A 15982-nucleotide genomic window follows, 5' to 3' on the forward strand; every position below is an offset into this window, starting at 1 on the left:
GACGGCCTTGGCCTCCCAATGCTGCCCGGCCTCCACCAGCACGCAGGCGGCCTTCTGCTCGGCGCCCTCGGTAAAGCGCCCGTAATCGATCAGCCGCTTGCCGCCCTTGTGCCCGGCATCGGCCACCACCAGCCCCGGCGTGCCCACCGCCACCGCCAGTTCCCGCCCGCGCGTCCCCGCGCCGCAGAGCAGCAGCGGCTCCGAGGGCCAGAGCATGGTGTGCAGGTCGAGCAGCAGGTCGGCGCTGTCTATCACCGGCTTCATCTCGCGGGCGCGGTTCAGCTCCGCCGAGCGGCGTACGCCGAAGAGCTGGTAATCGTCCCATACGCGGTTGAGGTCTTCCTCGACATAGCGCGACGCCAGGGGATTTGCCGGGTCGAAGCGGGCAAAGGCGGCGAGGTTGGCGAAGCCGAGCGTGAGGCGCCCGCGCAGCGGGGTGAAGCCCGCGCGCAGCAGCTCGGCCAGTACGATGGCGCCTGCGAACTCATTGCCATGAATTAATGACACCACCACAACATGCGGACCCGGCTCGCCGGTATTGAGCGTGGTGAAGCCCGGCACGCCGGTATTGCCGGCGGCGAAGGGCGCGAGATAGGGCGGGACGATTTCCATGCCGAAATCCGGCAGCCCGGCGGGGAGCGGGCTTTGCGGCAGGGTTTCGGGGAGGGGACCGGAACTCATGATGGCCACTGTAACCGGGTTGGCGCGGGGTGCAATCCGCGGGTTGACGTGGCACCCCGCTCCGGCCAAAGCCGGAGCCATGCAGATCGTGAGACTCTTTTGCACCGACCTCGCCGGTTTGCGGAACCAGGCGCTGGGCTTGGCCGAGGCCGCAGGGCTCGCGCCGGATATGCGCACGCTGCGCTTTCTGCCGCCCTGGGACAAGATCCCCACCAGTTTCTGGTTCAACCCGCGCCTTGCCGTTGGCGCGGAGGCATTCGAGGCGCCGCTGCCGCCGGTGGTGTTCGGCTGCGGCGGAGCGGGCTCGCGCGTGGCAGCCGCGCTGCGGAGCAAGGATGTCCGCGCCGTCGCCATCCAGCACCCGCGCATGGCGCTGGGCAAGTTCGACACCATTCTCGCCGCCCGGCATGACGGCATCACCGGGCCGAACGTGATTGTCACCCGCACGGCGCTGCACCGCGTGACCCAGGCGCGGCTGGCCGCCGAGCGCGAGCATTGGGCGCCGCACTTCGCCGCGTATCGCCGCCCGCTGGTGGCGGTGCTGCTGGGCGGCTCCAATGGCCGTTATCGGTTCGAGGCGCCGCAAGCCCACGCTTTGGCGGCGCAACTCGCCAATGTGGCGCGCGAGGCGGGGCTCGTCGTCACTCCCTCGCGCCGCACCGCGCCGGAGGTAATCGCCATTCTGCGCGCCGCACTTGAGCCGCTGGGCGCGTGGATCTGGGATTTTACCGGCGAGAACCCGTATTTCGGCATGCTGGCCTGCGCCGATGCCATCATCGCCACGGCGGATAGCGTGTCCATGGTCTCGGAGGCGGTGGCGACGCACGCGCCGGTGTATCTGGTGCGGCTGCCGGGAAAATCGTCGCGCATCGGCGCCTTCATGGATGCGCTGGTGAAAGATGGCCGGGTGCGGGACTTCGACGGAAGGCTGGACCTATGGAACACCGCGCCGTTGGATGATACGGCGGAAGCAGGGGCGGAACTGCGCCGTCGTTTGGGCCTGTGAGATAAAAAATATGCTTGATATTGAAACGTTTGACAACGTCCGCGGCGGCAACACGGTTTACAAGGCGCTGGCGCATCCCGTTGCGGCGCGGGCGCTGGCGGCGCTGGCGGGGCGGATTGGCAGTGTCGCGGTGGTGGACCCGGAGGGCTTCGCCGGGCCGCTGCTGGCGCTCTGCCCGGATTTCGATGTCGAGGGCGTTTACGTGCAGGATGTGCTGGCCATCGGCCAGGTGCGCGGCGGGCATATCGCGCGGGCGCTGACGGCGCTGCCCGAGGCGCGGGTGCGGACGGTGCTCATCGCGGCCTTTGATGCCGGGCGCGTGGCGGAGCGGCTGCAACGCTTCCTCCCCGCAGGGGCTGAGGTGCTGACGCTGGATGAGGTGAAGCTCCCCGCGGCATGGCGCAGCGTGCCGGAGCGCTATCTGGATGCCCGGAACTTCGCCACGAATTTCGTGTTCTTCCGTGATGACGGGCATTTCGCCACCCGCCTGACCACGGCCAATTACTGGGCCGGATATGGCGCGGGCAAGGTGCGGTTCTTCCACATCCTGTTCGACGAGGCCGGGCAGGTGCTGGCCGAGTGGGACGACGAAGCCCCCGCCGGGCCGGGGGGATATGTGCTGGACAGCCAGGCAATGCGCAGGCGCTTCGGCCTGGGGCCTTTCACCGGGCAGCTCTTCATCCATGCCACCGGCATCGCCGGGCATGACGTGGTGAAATATGCCCTGGATACCTACGCCACCGATAACGGTCCCTCGCTCTCCTGCACGCATGACGCCAATGCCTGGCCCTCCGAGCGCTTTGCCGGGCTGCCCGCGCCGCGTGCGGATGAGCGCGTGATCCTGTGGGTGCAGAACAGCCACGCCGTGCCCATCGCGGCCGGGGGTGTGGCGCTGGACCGCATGGGCGAGGGCATGCCGGTGGCGCTGGATACCGATATTCCGCCCTTCGCCACGCTGGCGCTTGATGTCGCGGAGCTGTTCCCGGATGTGCAATGGCCGGCGCAGTTCGAGGTTCTGGCCGGGCGCCACGTGGTGCGCCCGCGCTACGAGGTGCAGCGCGGCGACCGTACGCGCATCGCGCATGTGAATGTCGAGCGCGGCGACCTCAAGCCCGATGAGGGGCTGAAGACCTTGCATCCCGAGATGGGGCGCGGCTTCCTGCTGCCCTTCCCGGTGCCGCCGCGCGGGCGCTTCAGGACTATCGTGCTGCCCACCCCGATGGCGGTGACGGAGCAGAACACGCCGCTGCGGCTGGATGTGTTCGCGCCGGACGGCGCCAAGCTGGGCGAGCATTATTTCGGCGTCTTGCCGCGCAGGCATGAATGCGCCTTCGACCTTGACGACATGCTGCCCGAGGGGGCGCTGCCCGAGGGCGGCCATGCCGAGCTGGTCTATGATTTCCGCCTCGGCGGCGAGGCCAATGGCTGGCTGCACGCGCTGTTCCGCTTCGAGGACCGCCAGAGCGGCCACGCGGCGGAGAGCAGCTTCGGCGGGCATATCTTCAACACGCTGATGGTCTACAAGAACGAGCCGCAAAGCTATACCGGAAAGCCGCCGGGGCTCTCCACGCGGCTGTTCCTGAAACTGGGCTTCGACGGGCGGCAGAGCTTCTGCGTGCTGATCTACCCGGCCTCGGGGCCATGGGTGCCGCAATCCTCCACCGAGCTTGAACTCTATGACGGCGCCGGGCGGGAGCTGGCGGCGGCGCGGATCCAGATCGCCTGCTCCGGCTCGTATATCGTGCGGCCATTGGAACATTTTTCCGTCGATGATCTGAGCGCCGCCGGGGAGACCGGCTACGTGCTGATCCGTGATGCCACCTGCCGCCTGTTCGGCTTCCACGGCGTGGATGATGGCGCGGGCGGGTTTTCGCTCGACCACATGTTCGGGTTTTAGACGTCATCGCGAGCGTAGCGCGGCGATCCATCTCCGTGACGTACCGGGAAAGATGGATTGCTTCGCTGCGCTCGCAATGACGTCTCGGTGTTAGTCTAGGCGATGGCCGGCGCGGCGTTCCGCGTTGGGGCGGTTTGGTGTTCCCCCAGCGGCACCCATTGCCCGCCGCGCAGCACTTCGCTTGGGCGGAACCTGGCCTTGTAGGACATCTTGCGGCTCTCGGCGACCCAGTAGCCGAGATAGACATGCGGCAGTTCCAGCTCCACGGCCCGCTGCACCAGCCAGATGATGGCGTAGGTGCCGAGCGAGCGGGCGTCCAGCGTGGTGTCGAAGAACGAGTACACGGCGGAGAGCCCGTCGCCCACGCGGTCTGTCAGGCAGGCGCCGGCGAGGCGGCCATCGGGCAGGCGGAATTCGACGACCGAGGTCTCGATCGGGGTGTCCTCGATCATGGCGCGGTAGTCGTAGAAGCTCATCGCCGCCATGTCGCCCTCGCCATGGCGGATTTGCTGGTAGGTCTGGAACAGCTGGTACTGCTCGGCCGTGGCGCGGGGCGGCATCTCCTGCACCGAGAGATCGGCGTTGATGCGGGCGACGCGCCGCTGGGTCTTGTTCGGCGCGAAATCACGCGCGCGGATGCGGATGGGCAGGCAGGCGGTGCAGCCCGGGCAGACAGGCGCGTAGGCGATGTTGTGGCTGCGCCGGAAGCCGCCGCGGGAAAGCTTGTCGTGCAAGGATTCCGCCGAGACGCCAGCCAGTTCCGTCACCACCTTGCGCTCCGTGCGCCCGGGCACGTAAGGGCAGGGCAGAGGCGCCGTGGTGTAGAAGAAATGCGGACGGCGGGGGGGCTTGAAGCTCATTGCAGAGCTATGTTTGGGTCTCGACCCCACCGCGTCAACAGGAATTTACGTGGCGCGGATGATCACCAGCCCTGAGAGGATGTCATGCGTGGCGCGGCCGCGCGGGTTGAGCAGCGCCAGAAGGAACGGAATGCCGACCAGCACGAAGCTGAGCCAGAGCAGCACGGCCCAGACCAGCGCCTGGGCGAGGTTGGGACGTGCGGTCCAGTCGTCGTCCTGCCGGACGGTGAGCCCGGCCAGGCGCTGCCCCGGCGTGGCGCCGGAACTGCCGATCAGCAGCGTGTAATACACCAGCGGGATCAGCGGGATGACGTGAAAGGCGAGCCAGCCTATGCCCAGCGTGAGCACGCCGAACACGGCGATGAGCAGCGCCGCCACCGAGCCGAGCATGCTGAGGACGAGGCAATCCACCAGCAGCGCCAGGAAGCGGCGTGGCAGCACGCCGTCGGTCAGGCGCGGGTCGAGCGGCGGGGTGGAGAGGAACCTGGTCATGCCGGGGAGTTTGCGCCGCGAGGCGCCTTCAGCGCAAGCGCCGTCAACCCGGCCAATAGCAGCGCCAGAGGCGGGGCGTAGAGGCACCAGGATGCAAGCGGGGAGAGCATGGCAAGTGGCGCCAGGTAAACGATCCCACCGAGCACCTTGAGCCAGGCTGGGCAGTTTGCGCGCCAGCCTAGAGCCAGGGCGGCGGGGAGGATCACGGCGTCATAGGCGTAGGCGTGCGGCTGTGCCAGCAAGGTTGCGGTCAGCAGCACCGCCACCGCCAGCCCATACTCCGTCCGGCGTGCAGTAGTGACCACCGCTCCGGCTGCCCCAAGGCCGCAGATGGTTTGTACGGCTATGGCCAGGGCGGGTGATGCGCCAAGATGCCGCAAATTTGCCGCCGGGGTGATCATCACGTTCAAATTCGCGCCGCCGCTGAAGTAGTCGCGCTGGATCTGCGGTAGGGATTGCACCCAGAGCCGCCACAGTTCCGGCGGCAGCAGGGCGCAGGAGAGCATCACCAGCGCACCGGCCGTAAGCACGGCGGCGGCGATCGTCCGCCACTCGCACCTTGCCAGTAGCAGCAAGGGCAGTAACAGTCCCATTTGTGGCTTCAGCGTGAGTAAGCCGAAGGCGATGCCTGCCAGCACCGGCCGTTCTCGCAGAAGCGCCAGCCCCCCCAGCAGCAGGGCGCCGGCGAAGAATGACGTCTGCCCCAGCACCAGGGTGAGCAGCGCCGCGGGGCTGGCCAGCAGCGCGAGCACCGGTACCGTCCGGCCCTTGAAAAGCCCCAGCCCCGCCGCTGTAAACGCCGTGAGCCCGGCAAGCGTCCAAACCGTCTTCGCGGTAGTGTAGCTTAGATCGCGTAACCATGGGGTGGCGAGGAGGAAATCCGGCGGGTAGGTGAACGGGTAATAGCTCTTGAAACCTGGGTATAGCGCCTGCTGGAAGCGCATCATGGCATCCGGGTTATAGATTTCCAGAAGAGGCGAGAAGCGCGGATAGGCCCAGAAACCAAGGAAATCGGCGTTGATGTGCGGCTGCTTGGCTAGCATCCAGACCAGCGTGACCCCGTTCAGCGTCGCGCACAGCGTCAGCACGGCGGTCAACGCCATGCGGTGCAGGCCAGTTGTGGGCGGGGTTGGCATCATCTAAGCCTTAGAGCAGCTTCTGGTTACGGTCGATGGAGGGCATATGCCGCGCGCGGGTTCAGTCAACTATCTGTTCGGCACCAGGTTCTACAAAATGGCCTATGTCGAATCCGGCAACCCGGCGGCGCCCGCCGTGGTGTGCGTGCACGGGCTCACCCGCAACGGGCGGGATTTCGACGCGCTGGCGGAGGCGCTGTCCGACCGTTTCCATGTGATCTGCCCTGATCTGCCGGGGCGCGGAAAGTCGGATTGGCTGTCCGAATCAATGGCCTATCAGCCGCCAAGCTATGTGGTGGCGCTGGCGCATCTGCTGGCCCAGCTGAACAAGCCGGTGGCGTGGGTGGGCACCTCGCTTGGCGGGATCTGCGGCATGATGATCGCCGCCGCGCAGAACGCCCCGATCACGCGGCTGGTGCTCAACGATGTCGGCGCGCAGATCCCCGCCATCTCGCTCAAGCGCATCCGCGACTACATGAGCGTTGCGCCGGAGCGCTTTGTCTCCATGGCGGCGCTGGAGGCGCATCTGCGCCTGGTGCACGCGCCGTTCGGCAAGCTGAGCGACGCGCAATGGGCGCATCTCGCCCGCTTCTCCGCCCGGCGGGTGCTGGACCAGACCGGGGAGGGGGCGTTCGCCATGCATTACGACCCCAAGATTATCGAGCCGATACTCGCCTCGGTGCCGCTGGATGCGGATATGTGGCCGCTCTGGGGCCTGATCCAGGTCCCCCGGCTCGTCATTCGCGGCGCGCAGAGCGATCTGCTGACCGAGCCGGTTTATACCCGCATGCTGGAATCCGGCGCGGAGGGCTATGTGGTGGAGGATGCGGGCCACGCCCCGGCGCTGATGGATTATGAATCGATGGCGCGGATCAAGGCGTTCTTGCTCGCCGGCCTGTAGAGCCCCAGCAAAACCCTATTATGCTGGCCGAATGGCACCGCATTTCTCTGCTCCGGTGCTCACGTACTTCAATGTACGCTCCGCTCCGGTGCTCAAAAAGCGGCGCCATTCGGTTCAGCCTAGCGGGTTTTACAAGGGGCTCTAGGCAGCGGATGAGGTTTTTGTGTCGGTGGCGTGACAGGTTTGCCACCGTGCCGGATGCGATTAAAATCCAGCCCGATGGCTGACCGATTCGTCTTCCGCGCGCATCTGCCGCTGCTCCGGCGCGCCTTGCTCTCCGCAGGGCGGGCGACGGCCTCGCAACGGGTCTCCCTGGTTGCGGCCGGATGCGCCTTCTACGCCACGCTGGCGCTGTTTCCCACCATCACCATGCTCATCTCGCTCTACGGGCTGGTGTACAATCCGGACACCGTGCAGCCGCAGCTGCATTATCTTCAAAGTTTCATGCCGCCGGCGGCGTTCTCGCTGATCTCGGACCGCATCCAGAGCGTTATTGCCCAGCCGGCCAAGGGGCTTGGCTTAAGCTTCCTCATCTCGCTGGCGATTTCACTTTGGTCGTCCTCCACCGGCACCAAATCGGTGCTGAACGCTCTGTCGCTCGCCTACCATGAACGCGAGACGCGCGGCATCGTCCGCTTCCAGCTTGTGGCAATGGGCATGACGCTGGTCGCCATCATCGGCACCGCGATGGCCGTTGGCTTCCTCGTTTTTCTGCCGGTGGCGCTGGCGTTTCTCGGCCTCTCCGGCTCCACCACCTTTCTTGTCGGGCTGATCAGCGCCGCGGCGATGATCGTGTTCCTGCTGGTGGCCCTGGGGCTGCTCTACCGCTTCGGCCCGGCGGGAACGGGCCGCGTGTTTCACGCCCCGGGCGCGGTCATCGCCACTGTCCTGTGGCTGCTCGCCTCCTGGGCGTTTGGCCTCTATGTCGGGCGGTTCGCCGCGTACAGCGTGCTTTATGGCCCGCTCGCAACACTGATTGGCTTGATGATGTGGTTCTACATTTCCGCCTATGTGGTGCTGTTCGGTGCCGAGGTGAACGCAGCGCTGGACCGCGAATGGCGGCACTACAAGCTGCACCGGGCCAGCCAGGAGGCAAAGGGCCTGCAGATGGGCGCGCCATGACCGGCAAGCCCCCCGCCCCGCATGACCTTGCTGAGATCGCGGCGCTGGCGCCGGAGGCGGTTTGCACCCGCCTGGGCGCCATGCCGGAAGGCTTAAGCTCCGCCGAAGTGGCCGCGCGGCTGAAGCGCTTCGGCCCCAACCGCATCGCCCGCGAGGAACGCCTGAGCGTGCTCGCCGAGCTGTGGCGCAATGCCAAGACGCCGCTCAACCTTATGCTGCTGGTGCTGGCAGCCGCCTCTTGGGTCCTGGCGCAGGATGCGCGCTCGGCCATCGTCATCGCCGTCATGGTCACGCTCAGCGTCGGGCTGGGCTTCATCCAGGAGCATCGCTCCAGCACCGCCGCTGCGCAGCTCGCCAATATGGTGAAGATCCACGCCACGGTGCGCCGGCCCGGCACGCCTGGGGCGGATGAGGAGGGCTACGCCGAGATCGGGCTCGATGAGCTGGTGCCCGGCGATATCATTCGTCTCTCCGCTGGCGACATGATCCCCGCCGATGTGCGGCTGCTCACCGACAAGGATCTCTATATCAACCAGTCCGCGCTCACGGGCGAGTCGATGCCGCAGGAGAAATCCTCCCTGCCGCAGGGTTCGGCGGTGGATGATGCGTTCGCACTGCAGAACGTCTGCTTCATGGGCTCGAACGTGATCAGCGGTTTTGCCACGGCCGTGGTGCTGCATACGGGGGAGGCTACCAGCTTCGGCCAGCTGGCGGACAAGATCGTGGGCCAGCACGGGAAAACGAGCTTCGACCGCGGCATAGCCGGTTTCGCCGGACTGATGATCCGCTTCATCCTGGTCATGGCGCCAGCGGTGTTTCTCATCAACGGGCTGACCAAGCATAACTGGCTGGAGGCGGCGCTGTTCGCGGTGGCCGTCGCCGTCGGGCTGACGCCCGAGATGCTGCCGATGATCGTGACCGTGAACCTGGCGCGCGGCGCGATCATGATGGCGCGCCGGCGGGTGATCGTGAAGCGGCTGAACGCGATCCAGAATTTCGGCGCCATGGACGTGCTGTGCACGGACAAGACCGGCACGCTGACGCAGGACCGCATCATCATGAAACTGCATCTGGACGTCCATGGCGCTGTGGATGACGGCGTGCTGATGCTCGCCTACGTCAACAGCCATTTCCAGAGCGGGCTGAAGAACGTGCTCGACCATGCCGTGCTGGAGCATGCCGAACTGGAAGAGCATATCAACTTGGACACGGGTTTTTCCAAGCTCGACGAAATTCCCTTCGACTTCACCCGCAGGCGCCTCTCCGTGGTGGTGCGCAAGCCGGGGGGCGCGCCGCTGCTCATTTGCAAGGGTGCGGTGGAGGAGATGCTGAGTGTTTGCATCGGTTACGAGCTGAACGGCGAACAACACGTGCTGGACGCGGCCGAGCTGGAGAAGATTGGGGTCGTGACGCGGGAGATGAATGAGGACGGGTTCCGCGTCGTTGCGGTGGCCACCCGGAAGTTCCCGCCGGAGCGGCTGAATGATTTCAGCGCCGCCGATGAGTCCGGGCTGACCCTACGAGGCTTTATCGCCTTCGTCGATCCGCCGAAGGAGACTGCCTCCGCCGCCATCGCCCGGCTGGAAGCTTCCGGCGTGGCGGTGAAGATCATCACCGGCGACAACGATCTCGTCACCCGCAAGGTCTGCCGGGACGTCGGGCTGGAGATCACCGGGCTTCTGCTGGGGCGCGAGGTGGAGGCGATGAGCGATGCCGAGCTGACCACTGCCGCCGAGCGCGCCAACGTGTTCGCCAAGGTCTCCCCGGAGCAGAAGGCGCGCATCATCGCGGCGTTGCAGGCGCGCAAGCATGTTGTTGGTTTCCTGGGAGATGGCATCAATGACGGCCCGGCGCTGAAAAAGGCGGATGTTGGCGTTTCTGTCGATACCGCAGTCGACATCGCGAAAGAGAGCGCGGGCATCATTCTGCTGGAGAAGAATCTCTCCGTGTTGAATGACGGCGTGCTCGCCGGGCGCGAGGTGTTCGGCAATATCATCAAGTACATCAAGATGGGCGCCAGCTCGAATTTCGGGAACATGTTCAGCGTGCTGGGGGCGAGCATTTTCCTGCCGTTCCTGCCGATGATGCCCATCCAGGTGCTGACCAACAATCTGCTCTACGACTTCTCGCAGACGGCGATCCCGACCGATAAGGTGGATGAGGAATATCTGACCAGCCCGCGCAAATGGGAGCTGGGCAACATCACCCGGTTCATGATCTTCATCGGCCCGATCAGCTCGATCTTCGACTACACCACCTTTTTCACCATGCTCTACGTGTTCCACTGCTGGAACAATCCGGCGCTGTTCCAGACCGGCTGGTTCGTGGAATCGATCCTGACGCAGACGCTCATCATCCATATCATCCGCACCGCGCATATCCCGTTCGTGGAGAGCTGGGCGAGCCCGCCGCTGATTGCCGCCACGCTGATCATCTGCGCCATCGGCATCGCGCTGCCGTTCACGCCGCTCGGCGCCACTTTGGGCTTCGTGAAGCTGCCGGGCCTGTTCTGGCCGATCGTCGCCAGTTTCCTGCTCAGCTACGCAGTGCTCACCACGCTGGTGAAGACCTGGTTCATCCGCCGCTGGGGCCTCTAGCCCCGGTACAGCGCCTTGGGCCAGCGCCGGTGCAGCCATAGCCAGGCGCCGGGCTTTTCCCTGATCCAGCGTTCGAGGGTCTGGTTCATCGCGGTGGTCAGGGCCAGCGCGTCTGCGGCTTTGTCGCCGCTGTCGGGCAGGGGCATCGGTGGTTCGCAGATGATATGCAGCCGCGCCGGGGCCACGCGCACCACATGCACCGGGAGCACCGGGCAGCGGAATTTGAGCGCGAAGCTGGCCATCGCGTCCATGGTCATCGCCTCATGGCCGAATAATGGCGCGGCGATGCCGGTATCAAGCTTCTGGTCCACCAGCAGGCCGAGATGCCCGCCCTTGAGCAGATGCGCGTAGGCGGCGCGCGCGCCCGCGGCACCCTTGGGGAACATCGTCACCTTGCGGCCGAAATTCGCCTCGCGCAGGCGTAGGATCATGTCGTTGACCAGCGGGTTGGAGGCGGCGCGGTACATGAAGCCAACATCGACGCCACGGGCGAAGGCGGCGGGCGGGGTGATCTCCCAATTGGCGATATGGCCGGTGATGAAGATCGACGGCCCGTCCGTTCCGTTCTTCAGTGCGGGGACGACGTTCTCCTCCCAGCCGATGAATTTGTAGCCGGGGCCGCTCTCGGTTTCCTTGATGCAGCCGATGCGCACCAGCTCCGCCGCCGTCTGCCCCAGGTTCTGCCAGCACTCTTTGACGATCTTCTTGCGCTCTACGGCGGAGAGTTCCGGCATGGCGAGGCGGAGATTCTTGTCCGCGATCTTCGATGTCGGGATCAGCGGGCCGATGGCCCCCGCCACCGCGCCGCCGATGCGCGAGGCGGTCTCCGGGCGGAAGGGCTGCAATGCCTTTATCAGCACCCATACGATGGCGGCCTCAAGCCGGTGGCCGAGTTTGATTTTTTCGTTGCTCATCGCAGCAGTTTTTCCAAGGCAGCTGTGTCTTCCCAGCGTAGCTTCGCGCGTACCACCACGCAGCCTTTGCGCAAGGGTGCTGGCAGCTTCACGTAATCCTTCTCTGTCGTCACCAGCAGCGTAGCTTTGTCGGCGGCCTCGACGAGCAGCGCCGTCACGTCCCGCGTGGTGTAGGCGTGATGGTCGGGGAAGGCGTGGCGGTTGACGATCTCGGCGCCAAGGGAGAGCACGGAGCGGAAGAATTTTTCTGGCCGGCCGATGCCCGCGAAGGCGATCACCCGGCGCCGCTCCAGCGGCTCGGCGCAGTCGGGCACCAGTGCGGCGCGCAGCACCGGCAAGTCCGGGGGCAGGGCGGCCAGGGCGCCGGTCTCGTCCTCGCCGATCAGCACCGCGGCCTGGCAGCGGGCGGCGGCTTCGGCAACCGGCTCGCGCAGCGGCCCGGCGGGCAGCAGCAGCCCGTTGCCGAAGCCGTAGCCGCCGTCGATGACCATCAGCGAGAGGTCTTTTTGCAGCGTCGGGTTTTGCAGCCCGTCATCCATGACGATGGCGCTGGCTTCCTCGGCGAGGGCCAGGCGCGCCCCGGCGGCGCGGTCACGCGCCACTACGGTCGGCGCCGCCTGGGCCAGGAGCAGCGCCTCGTCGCCCACCAGCTCTGCGGTGTGCACGGATCTGTTCACCAGCACCGGCCCGGCGAGCATGCCGCCATAGCCGCGCGTGAGGGCGAAGGCACCGTGAATGCGCGAAAGCACGTCCAGCGCCACGATGGTTTTGCCCGCGCCGCCGACCCCGGCATTGCCGATGCAGATGACCTTGATGCCGGGCGCGAAGCCCGGGCGGTTGACCCGGTGCGCCGTGGCGATGCGCGTGATGAGGCTGAAGGGCCGCAGCAGCTGCGCCGGCAGGCCGCGCTTGGCCCAGAATGCCGGGGCCTTCATGGCGTCAGCACCAGCTGGGCGAGGCGTGAGGGCAGATGCGCGGCCTCGGCAAAGCAGGCGGCGGCGCGTTGCCCCGCTTCGCGTGCCGCTTCAGGAGTTGCCAGCCAGGCCCGTGCCGCCTCGGCCAGAGCGGCGGCATCATTCACCTGCACCAGGGCGCGGGCCTCGGTGAGGCGCTGGGCAGCCTCGGTGAAGTTCTCCAGGTGCGGCCCGGCCAGCACCGGGCGGGCCAGCAGCGCGGGTTCGATGATGTTGTGTCCGCCAAAGCCCACCAGCGAATTGCCGATGAAGGCGAAGGGGGCGAGGCGGAAGAACAGGCCAAGCTCGCCCAGCGTGTCCGCGACGTAGATCTTGCCCGGCACCGGCGCCTGACCCAGGCTGCGCCGGGGGGCATTGCCGCAGAGTGCCGCCACCTCCGCCCCGCGCTCCGGGTGGCGCGGCACGATGATGGTGACGAGGTTTGGGTATTCGGCCAGCAGCGTTGCATGGGCTGTGGCAACTAATTCCTCTTCGCCCGGATGCGTGCTGGCCGCGAGCCAGGCCGGGCCGGGGATTTGCGCCTTCAGCGCCGCCAGCGCCGCGTCATCCACCGGCAGCGGGGCGGCGAAGAATTTCAAATTGCCCCATTCCAGCACGTTCGGTGCGCCAAGGGTGCGGAAATTCGCGGCATCGGCGGCGGATTGGGCATGGACGGCGGCATAGCCGCCAAGCAGCCGCCGCGCCAGATGCGGCACGCGCCGCCAGTTGCTGGTGGAGCGCGCGGAGATGCGCCCGTTCAGCAGCACGCGTTTTATCCCGCGTGCATCGCAGCCGCGCAGCAGATTGGGCCAGATCTCGCTTTCCACGAACACTGCCGCATCTGGCCGCCAATGGCCGAGGAAGCGGGCCACCCAGGCGGGCACGTCCAGCGGCACGAATTGGTGCAGCGCGCCTGCGGGCAGGCGCTCCGCCGCCAGCTTGGCGGAGGTCACGGTGCCGGTGGTGAGCAGCACCGGCACCCGCGCCGCCAGTTCGCGCAGCACGGGCAGCACGGACATCGTCTCCCCCACGCTCGCCGCATGCACCCAGACGAGCCGGCCATCCGGCCGGGGCAGGGTGGTGATGCCCTCGCGCTCGGGCAGGCGGGCGGTAATTTCCTTGCCCCGCGCGGCACGGCCCCACAGCATGCGCCGCAGCAGGGGGGCGGCAAGGGTGGTGGTTGCGGTGTAGAGGCGCATCATCATCCGGCGGCCGCCTTATCCTGCACCGTGTTCAGCGCCGCCTGGATGCGCGGCAGCGCGTCCTCCCAGGGGCCTTCCACGGAGATTGGCGCGCCGACCACGAGAACCCCGCGTCCGAAGGGCAATGGCAGGCGCATCTTGTCCCAGCTGTTCAGGGGGATGGCGCGGGAGGTCCAGACGCCGAAGGGCAGCACCTTGGCGCCGCTCAGCGCCGCAAGGCGTGCCACGCCCGGTGCCGCCACACGGCGGGGGCCCCGCGGGCCGTCCGGCGTCATGGCCACATGCCTGCCCTCGGCCAGGGCCTGGATCAGGGCGTCCGCTGCCACGGTTCCGCCGCGCGAGGACGAACCGGAGACCAGCTCCATGCCCAGATGGCGCATGACATTGCCGATCAGTTGACCGTCCCGGTGCCGGCTGGCCAGTACCGCCACGCCGCGCCGCATGCCCAGGCGCCGCACCAGCCGCCACAACACGGGCGAGGCGGGAAGCGCCTCGTGCCAGAGCGCGGCCACCACCGGCGCGGTTAAAGCCGTGCGCGCATGTTCCTCGCCCTCAATCCGCCAGCGCTGGGTGCGGACGATAAGCTGAATATAGGCCGCCACCGCCCAGGCCAGGGCGGCCTGCATCGGGGCCGATTTCAAGAATTTCTTCACGTAGCGCGGGTAGCATCTGGCGCCCGCCATGCCTACTCGGCGTAGATCATTTTCCGCGTCATGCCGCCATCGGCGATGAATTCCGCCCCGGTGATGAACCCGGCCTTGTCGCTGAGCAGAAACGCCGCCAGCTCGGCGATGTCTTCCACCGTGCCGACGCGCCCGGCCGGGTGCTGGGCGTGGTCCTCGGGGCGGATTTCGTAATGTCCGGTGTCGATCCATCCGGGGGAGATGCAGTTCACGCGGATCTCGGGGCCGAGCGAGATGGCCAGGGCGTGGGTGAGCGCCAGCAGCCCGCCCTTGGAGGCGGCGTAAGCCTCGGTATCCGGCTCGGACATATGGGCGCGGGTGGAGGTGATGGTGACCACCGCCCCCGTGGCCGCGCGCAGCAGGGGGGCAGCCGCCTTCACCAGCAGGAAGGTGCTGGTGAGATTTGTCGCCAGCACGCTGTTCCATTCATCCAGCGTCAGCGTCTCCACCGGTTTGCGGACCATGCACCCGGCATTGCAGACGAGCCCATTCAGCTGGCCCTCCAGCGCCTCGATGCCCATGAGCAGGCTGGCCACCTGGGCCTCGTCCGACACGTCGCAGATCACGCTGCGCGCGCCGTCCACCTTGGCCTTTTCCTTGTCGGCGATAATCACCGTGCCGCCCGCCGCCGCCAGCCTCCGCGCAATGCCGGCACCAATGCCGCGCGCTCCGCCAGTGATGAGATACACCGCCATGATTCCGCTCCTCTGCTGTTGGTCAGCCGCGAACTGTTTAAGTCCGCCAGGCGCTTATGCTTGGCCGGTTGTGTCTGAATTCTGGCTTTTCCTAGCCTACATTGCGGTGATATGGCGCGGACGGGCGGGATATCTATCTCTGCGGCCCGGGCGCGCTCGTGTGGAGGCCCACCGCCCGATCGAGAACCGGATACTGGTGCTGATGATATGGGTTTTGGCGAGGCGGCTTCAGCCCCGTCTTAAAAATTCTGCTGCGGAAAGTTCGTCGATATTGTCGGGTGTGGTGTAAAGGTAGGTGCATTTCGTGCATGCCGGGATTTCAAGCCGCCGCCGTTCCAGGTGGGTTAGGCGGAAATTTCGCATTGCCTCGCCCCTCCATATTTCTTCAAGTGATTGCGCTTTAAGGTTGCCGACAACCGTTTCCTTCCGCCAGTCCGTGCAACAGACCGTCACCTGCAGATCTGCGTTGATGACCAGCGTGTAGAATGGAAAGGGGCAGACCTCCTTCTTGTGAGAAAGATAAGGCGTATTGAGAACCTGCTCGCCGAGGCCGGATAGGTTAATTTCATCAACGCTATCGTTCCAGTTCATGGCTGGTTCGATAGCTGTCTCATCGCCGACATCCTGAAACAGGGTCCGGAAACGAGCGTTACGGGCAGCATCACCGCTGTCGATGGTCTTGATGTAGACATGCGGCGTTTGACTGCCATGAGAGTCGCGGATGGATTTCAGCGTTCTGATGTTGCTGACGATCCGCTCGTCCTCGCTATGGAACCCGATCTGGCTCGCCCCGGTCCGGCCGGCTGCAATGCCAGACCTGTTCGAGGCGCCGCTTCCCATAGA

Annotated in this window: 15 protein-coding genes; 5 read left to right on the forward strand and 10 right to left on the reverse strand. The window is 66.3% G+C overall.

The features are described from left to right. On the reverse strand, nt 1–681 hold a 681-nt coding region (locus tag ACLPJJ_RS04175; RefSeq protein WP_443589693.1), incomplete at its 3' end, for a peptidase M14. 79 nt (nt 682–760) lie between these two features. Between ACLPJJ_RS04175 and ACLPJJ_RS04180 the strand changes: the two genes are divergently transcribed. Both ACLPJJ_RS04180 and ACLPJJ_RS04185 read left to right on the forward strand, forming a co-directional pair. Further along, complete coding sequence (locus tag ACLPJJ_RS04180) at nt 761–1687, forward strand: mitochondrial fission ELM1 family protein (RefSeq protein WP_443589694.1); 927 nt, start codon at nt 761–763, stop codon at nt 1685–1687. 10 nt (nt 1688–1697) lie between these two features. Further along, nucleotides 1698–3584 carry a hypothetical protein gene (locus ACLPJJ_RS04185; protein ID WP_443589695.1) on the forward strand — a complete coding sequence of 629 codons (1887 nt, stop codon included), beginning with the start codon at nt 1698–1700 and terminating at the stop codon, nt 3582–3584. Nucleotides 3585–3679: 95 nt separating this feature from the next. Here ACLPJJ_RS04185 and ACLPJJ_RS04190 read toward each other — a convergent pair whose 3' ends face one another. Genes ACLPJJ_RS04190 through ACLPJJ_RS04200 form a run of 3 tightly spaced genes read right to left on the reverse strand, consistent with a single transcriptional unit; the run spans nt 3680 to nt 6075 of the window. After that, a complete protein-coding gene (locus ACLPJJ_RS04190) occupies nt 3680–4444 on the reverse strand; it encodes an arginyltransferase (protein WP_443589696.1) in 765 nt (254 codons plus the stop codon). A gap of 45 nt (nt 4445–4489) precedes the next feature. After that, the gene (locus ACLPJJ_RS04195) at nt 4490–4936 is read right to left on the reverse strand and encodes an RDD family protein (protein WP_443589697.1); all 447 of its coding nucleotides are present in this window, start codon (nt 4934–4936) and stop codon (nt 4490–4492) included. Further along, the gene (locus ACLPJJ_RS04200; RefSeq protein ID WP_443589698.1) at nt 4933–6075 is read right to left on the reverse strand and encodes a glycosyltransferase family 87 protein; all 1143 of its coding nucleotides are present in this window, start codon (nt 6073–6075) and stop codon (nt 4933–4935) included. The genes ACLPJJ_RS04195 and ACLPJJ_RS04200 overlap by 4 nt, the downstream gene beginning before the upstream one ends. Before the next feature lie 43 nt (nt 6076–6118). On the opposite strand from ACLPJJ_RS04200, the gene ACLPJJ_RS04205 reads away from it, so the two are divergent. From ACLPJJ_RS04205 to mgtA, 3 genes are all read left to right on the forward strand, one after another. Next, on the forward strand, nt 6119–6973 hold the full coding sequence (locus ACLPJJ_RS04205; protein ID WP_443589699.1) for an alpha/beta fold hydrolase: 855 nt from the start codon (nt 6119–6121) through the stop codon (nt 6971–6973). A 219-nt stretch (nt 6974–7192) separates the two neighbouring features. Next, nucleotides 7193–8095 (forward strand): YihY/virulence factor BrkB family protein, encoded by a 903-nt coding sequence (locus ACLPJJ_RS04210; protein WP_443589700.1) that lies wholly within the window; start codon nt 7193–7195, stop codon nt 8093–8095. Then, a complete protein-coding gene (gene mgtA, locus ACLPJJ_RS04215; protein WP_443589701.1) occupies nt 8092–10692 on the forward strand; it encodes a magnesium-translocating P-type ATPase in 2601 nt (866 codons plus the stop codon). The genes ACLPJJ_RS04210 and mgtA overlap by 4 nt, the downstream gene beginning before the upstream one ends. Here the strand turns inward: mgtA and ACLPJJ_RS04220 are convergent. From ACLPJJ_RS04220 to ACLPJJ_RS04245, 6 genes are all read right to left on the reverse strand, one after another. Further along, entirely contained in the window at nt 10689–11606 is a 918-nt protein-coding gene (locus ACLPJJ_RS04220; protein WP_443589702.1) for a lysophospholipid acyltransferase family protein, read from the reverse strand. The two genes, mgtA and ACLPJJ_RS04220, sit on opposite strands and share 4 nt — an antisense overlap. Further along, entirely contained in the window at nt 11603–12541 is a 939-nt protein-coding gene (gene lpxK, locus ACLPJJ_RS04225; RefSeq protein WP_443589703.1) for a tetraacyldisaccharide 4'-kinase, read from the reverse strand. The genes ACLPJJ_RS04220 and lpxK overlap by 4 nt, the downstream gene beginning before the upstream one ends. Next, nucleotides 12538–13764 carry a 3-deoxy-D-manno-octulosonic acid transferase gene (locus ACLPJJ_RS04230; RefSeq protein WP_443589704.1) on the reverse strand — a complete coding sequence of 409 codons (1227 nt, stop codon included), beginning with the start codon at nt 13762–13764 and terminating at the stop codon, nt 12538–12540. The genes lpxK and ACLPJJ_RS04230 overlap by 4 nt, the downstream gene beginning before the upstream one ends. Beyond that, nucleotides 13761–14444, reverse strand: coding sequence for a lysophospholipid acyltransferase family protein (locus ACLPJJ_RS04235; protein WP_443589705.1), 684 nt, complete (start codon nt 14442–14444; stop codon nt 13761–13763). The genes ACLPJJ_RS04230 and ACLPJJ_RS04235 overlap by 4 nt, the downstream gene beginning before the upstream one ends. 2 nt (nt 14445–14446) lie before the next feature. Continuing rightward, the gene (locus tag ACLPJJ_RS04240; protein WP_443589706.1) at nt 14447–15139 is read right to left on the reverse strand and encodes an SDR family oxidoreductase; all 693 of its coding nucleotides are present in this window, start codon (nt 15137–15139) and stop codon (nt 14447–14449) included. 228 nt (nt 15140–15367) lie between these two features. Beyond that, on the reverse strand, nt 15368–15982 hold a 615-nt coding region (locus ACLPJJ_RS04245), incomplete at its 5' end, for an SPASM domain-containing protein (RefSeq protein ID WP_443589707.1).

It is taken from the genome of Acidocella sp., assembly GCF_052326845.1.
In the GTDB taxonomy this organism is placed as follows: domain Bacteria; phylum Pseudomonadota; class Alphaproteobacteria; order Acetobacterales; family Acetobacteraceae; genus Acidocella.

Excerpts from the sequence above, each read along its gene's own strand:
- ACLPJJ_RS04180 (WP_443589694.1), top strand. The coding sequence starts at position 761 with ATGCAGATCGTGAGACTCTTTTGCACCGACCTCGCCGGTTTGCGGAAC.
- ACLPJJ_RS04185 (WP_443589695.1), top strand. The coding sequence starts at position 1,698 with ATGCTTGATATTGAAACGTTTGACAACGTCCGCGGCGGCAACACGGTT.
- ACLPJJ_RS04190 (WP_443589696.1), bottom strand. The coding sequence starts at position 4,444 with ATGAGCTTCAAGCCCCCCCGCCGTCCGCATTTCTTCTACACCACGGCG.
- ACLPJJ_RS04195 (WP_443589697.1), bottom strand. The coding sequence starts at position 4,936 with ATGACCAGGTTCCTCTCCACCCCGCCGCTCGACCCGCGCCTGACCGAC.
- ACLPJJ_RS04200 (WP_443589698.1), bottom strand. The coding sequence starts at position 6,075 with ATGATGCCAACCCCGCCCACAACTGGCCTGCACCGCATGGCGTTGACC.
- ACLPJJ_RS04205 (WP_443589699.1), top strand. The coding sequence starts at position 6,119 with ATGCCGCGCGCGGGTTCAGTCAACTATCTGTTCGGCACCAGGTTCTAC.
- ACLPJJ_RS04210 (WP_443589700.1), top strand. The coding sequence starts at position 7,193 with ATGGCTGACCGATTCGTCTTCCGCGCGCATCTGCCGCTGCTCCGGCGC.
- mgtA (WP_443589701.1), top strand. The coding sequence starts at position 8,092 with ATGACCGGCAAGCCCCCCGCCCCGCATGACCTTGCTGAGATCGCGGCG.
- ACLPJJ_RS04220 (WP_443589702.1), bottom strand. The coding sequence starts at position 11,606 with ATGAGCAACGAAAAAATCAAACTCGGCCACCGGCTTGAGGCCGCCATC.
- lpxK (WP_443589703.1), bottom strand. The coding sequence starts at position 12,541 with ATGAAGGCCCCGGCATTCTGGGCCAAGCGCGGCCTGCCGGCGCAGCTG.
- ACLPJJ_RS04230 (WP_443589704.1), bottom strand. The coding sequence starts at position 13,764 with ATGATGATGCGCCTCTACACCGCAACCACCACCCTTGCCGCCCCCCTG.
- ACLPJJ_RS04235 (WP_443589705.1), bottom strand. The coding sequence starts at position 14,444 with ATGGCGGGCGCCAGATGCTACCCGCGCTACGTGAAGAAATTCTTGAAA.
- ACLPJJ_RS04240 (WP_443589706.1), bottom strand. The coding sequence starts at position 15,139 with ATGGCGGTGTATCTCATCACTGGCGGAGCGCGCGGCATTGGTGCCGGC.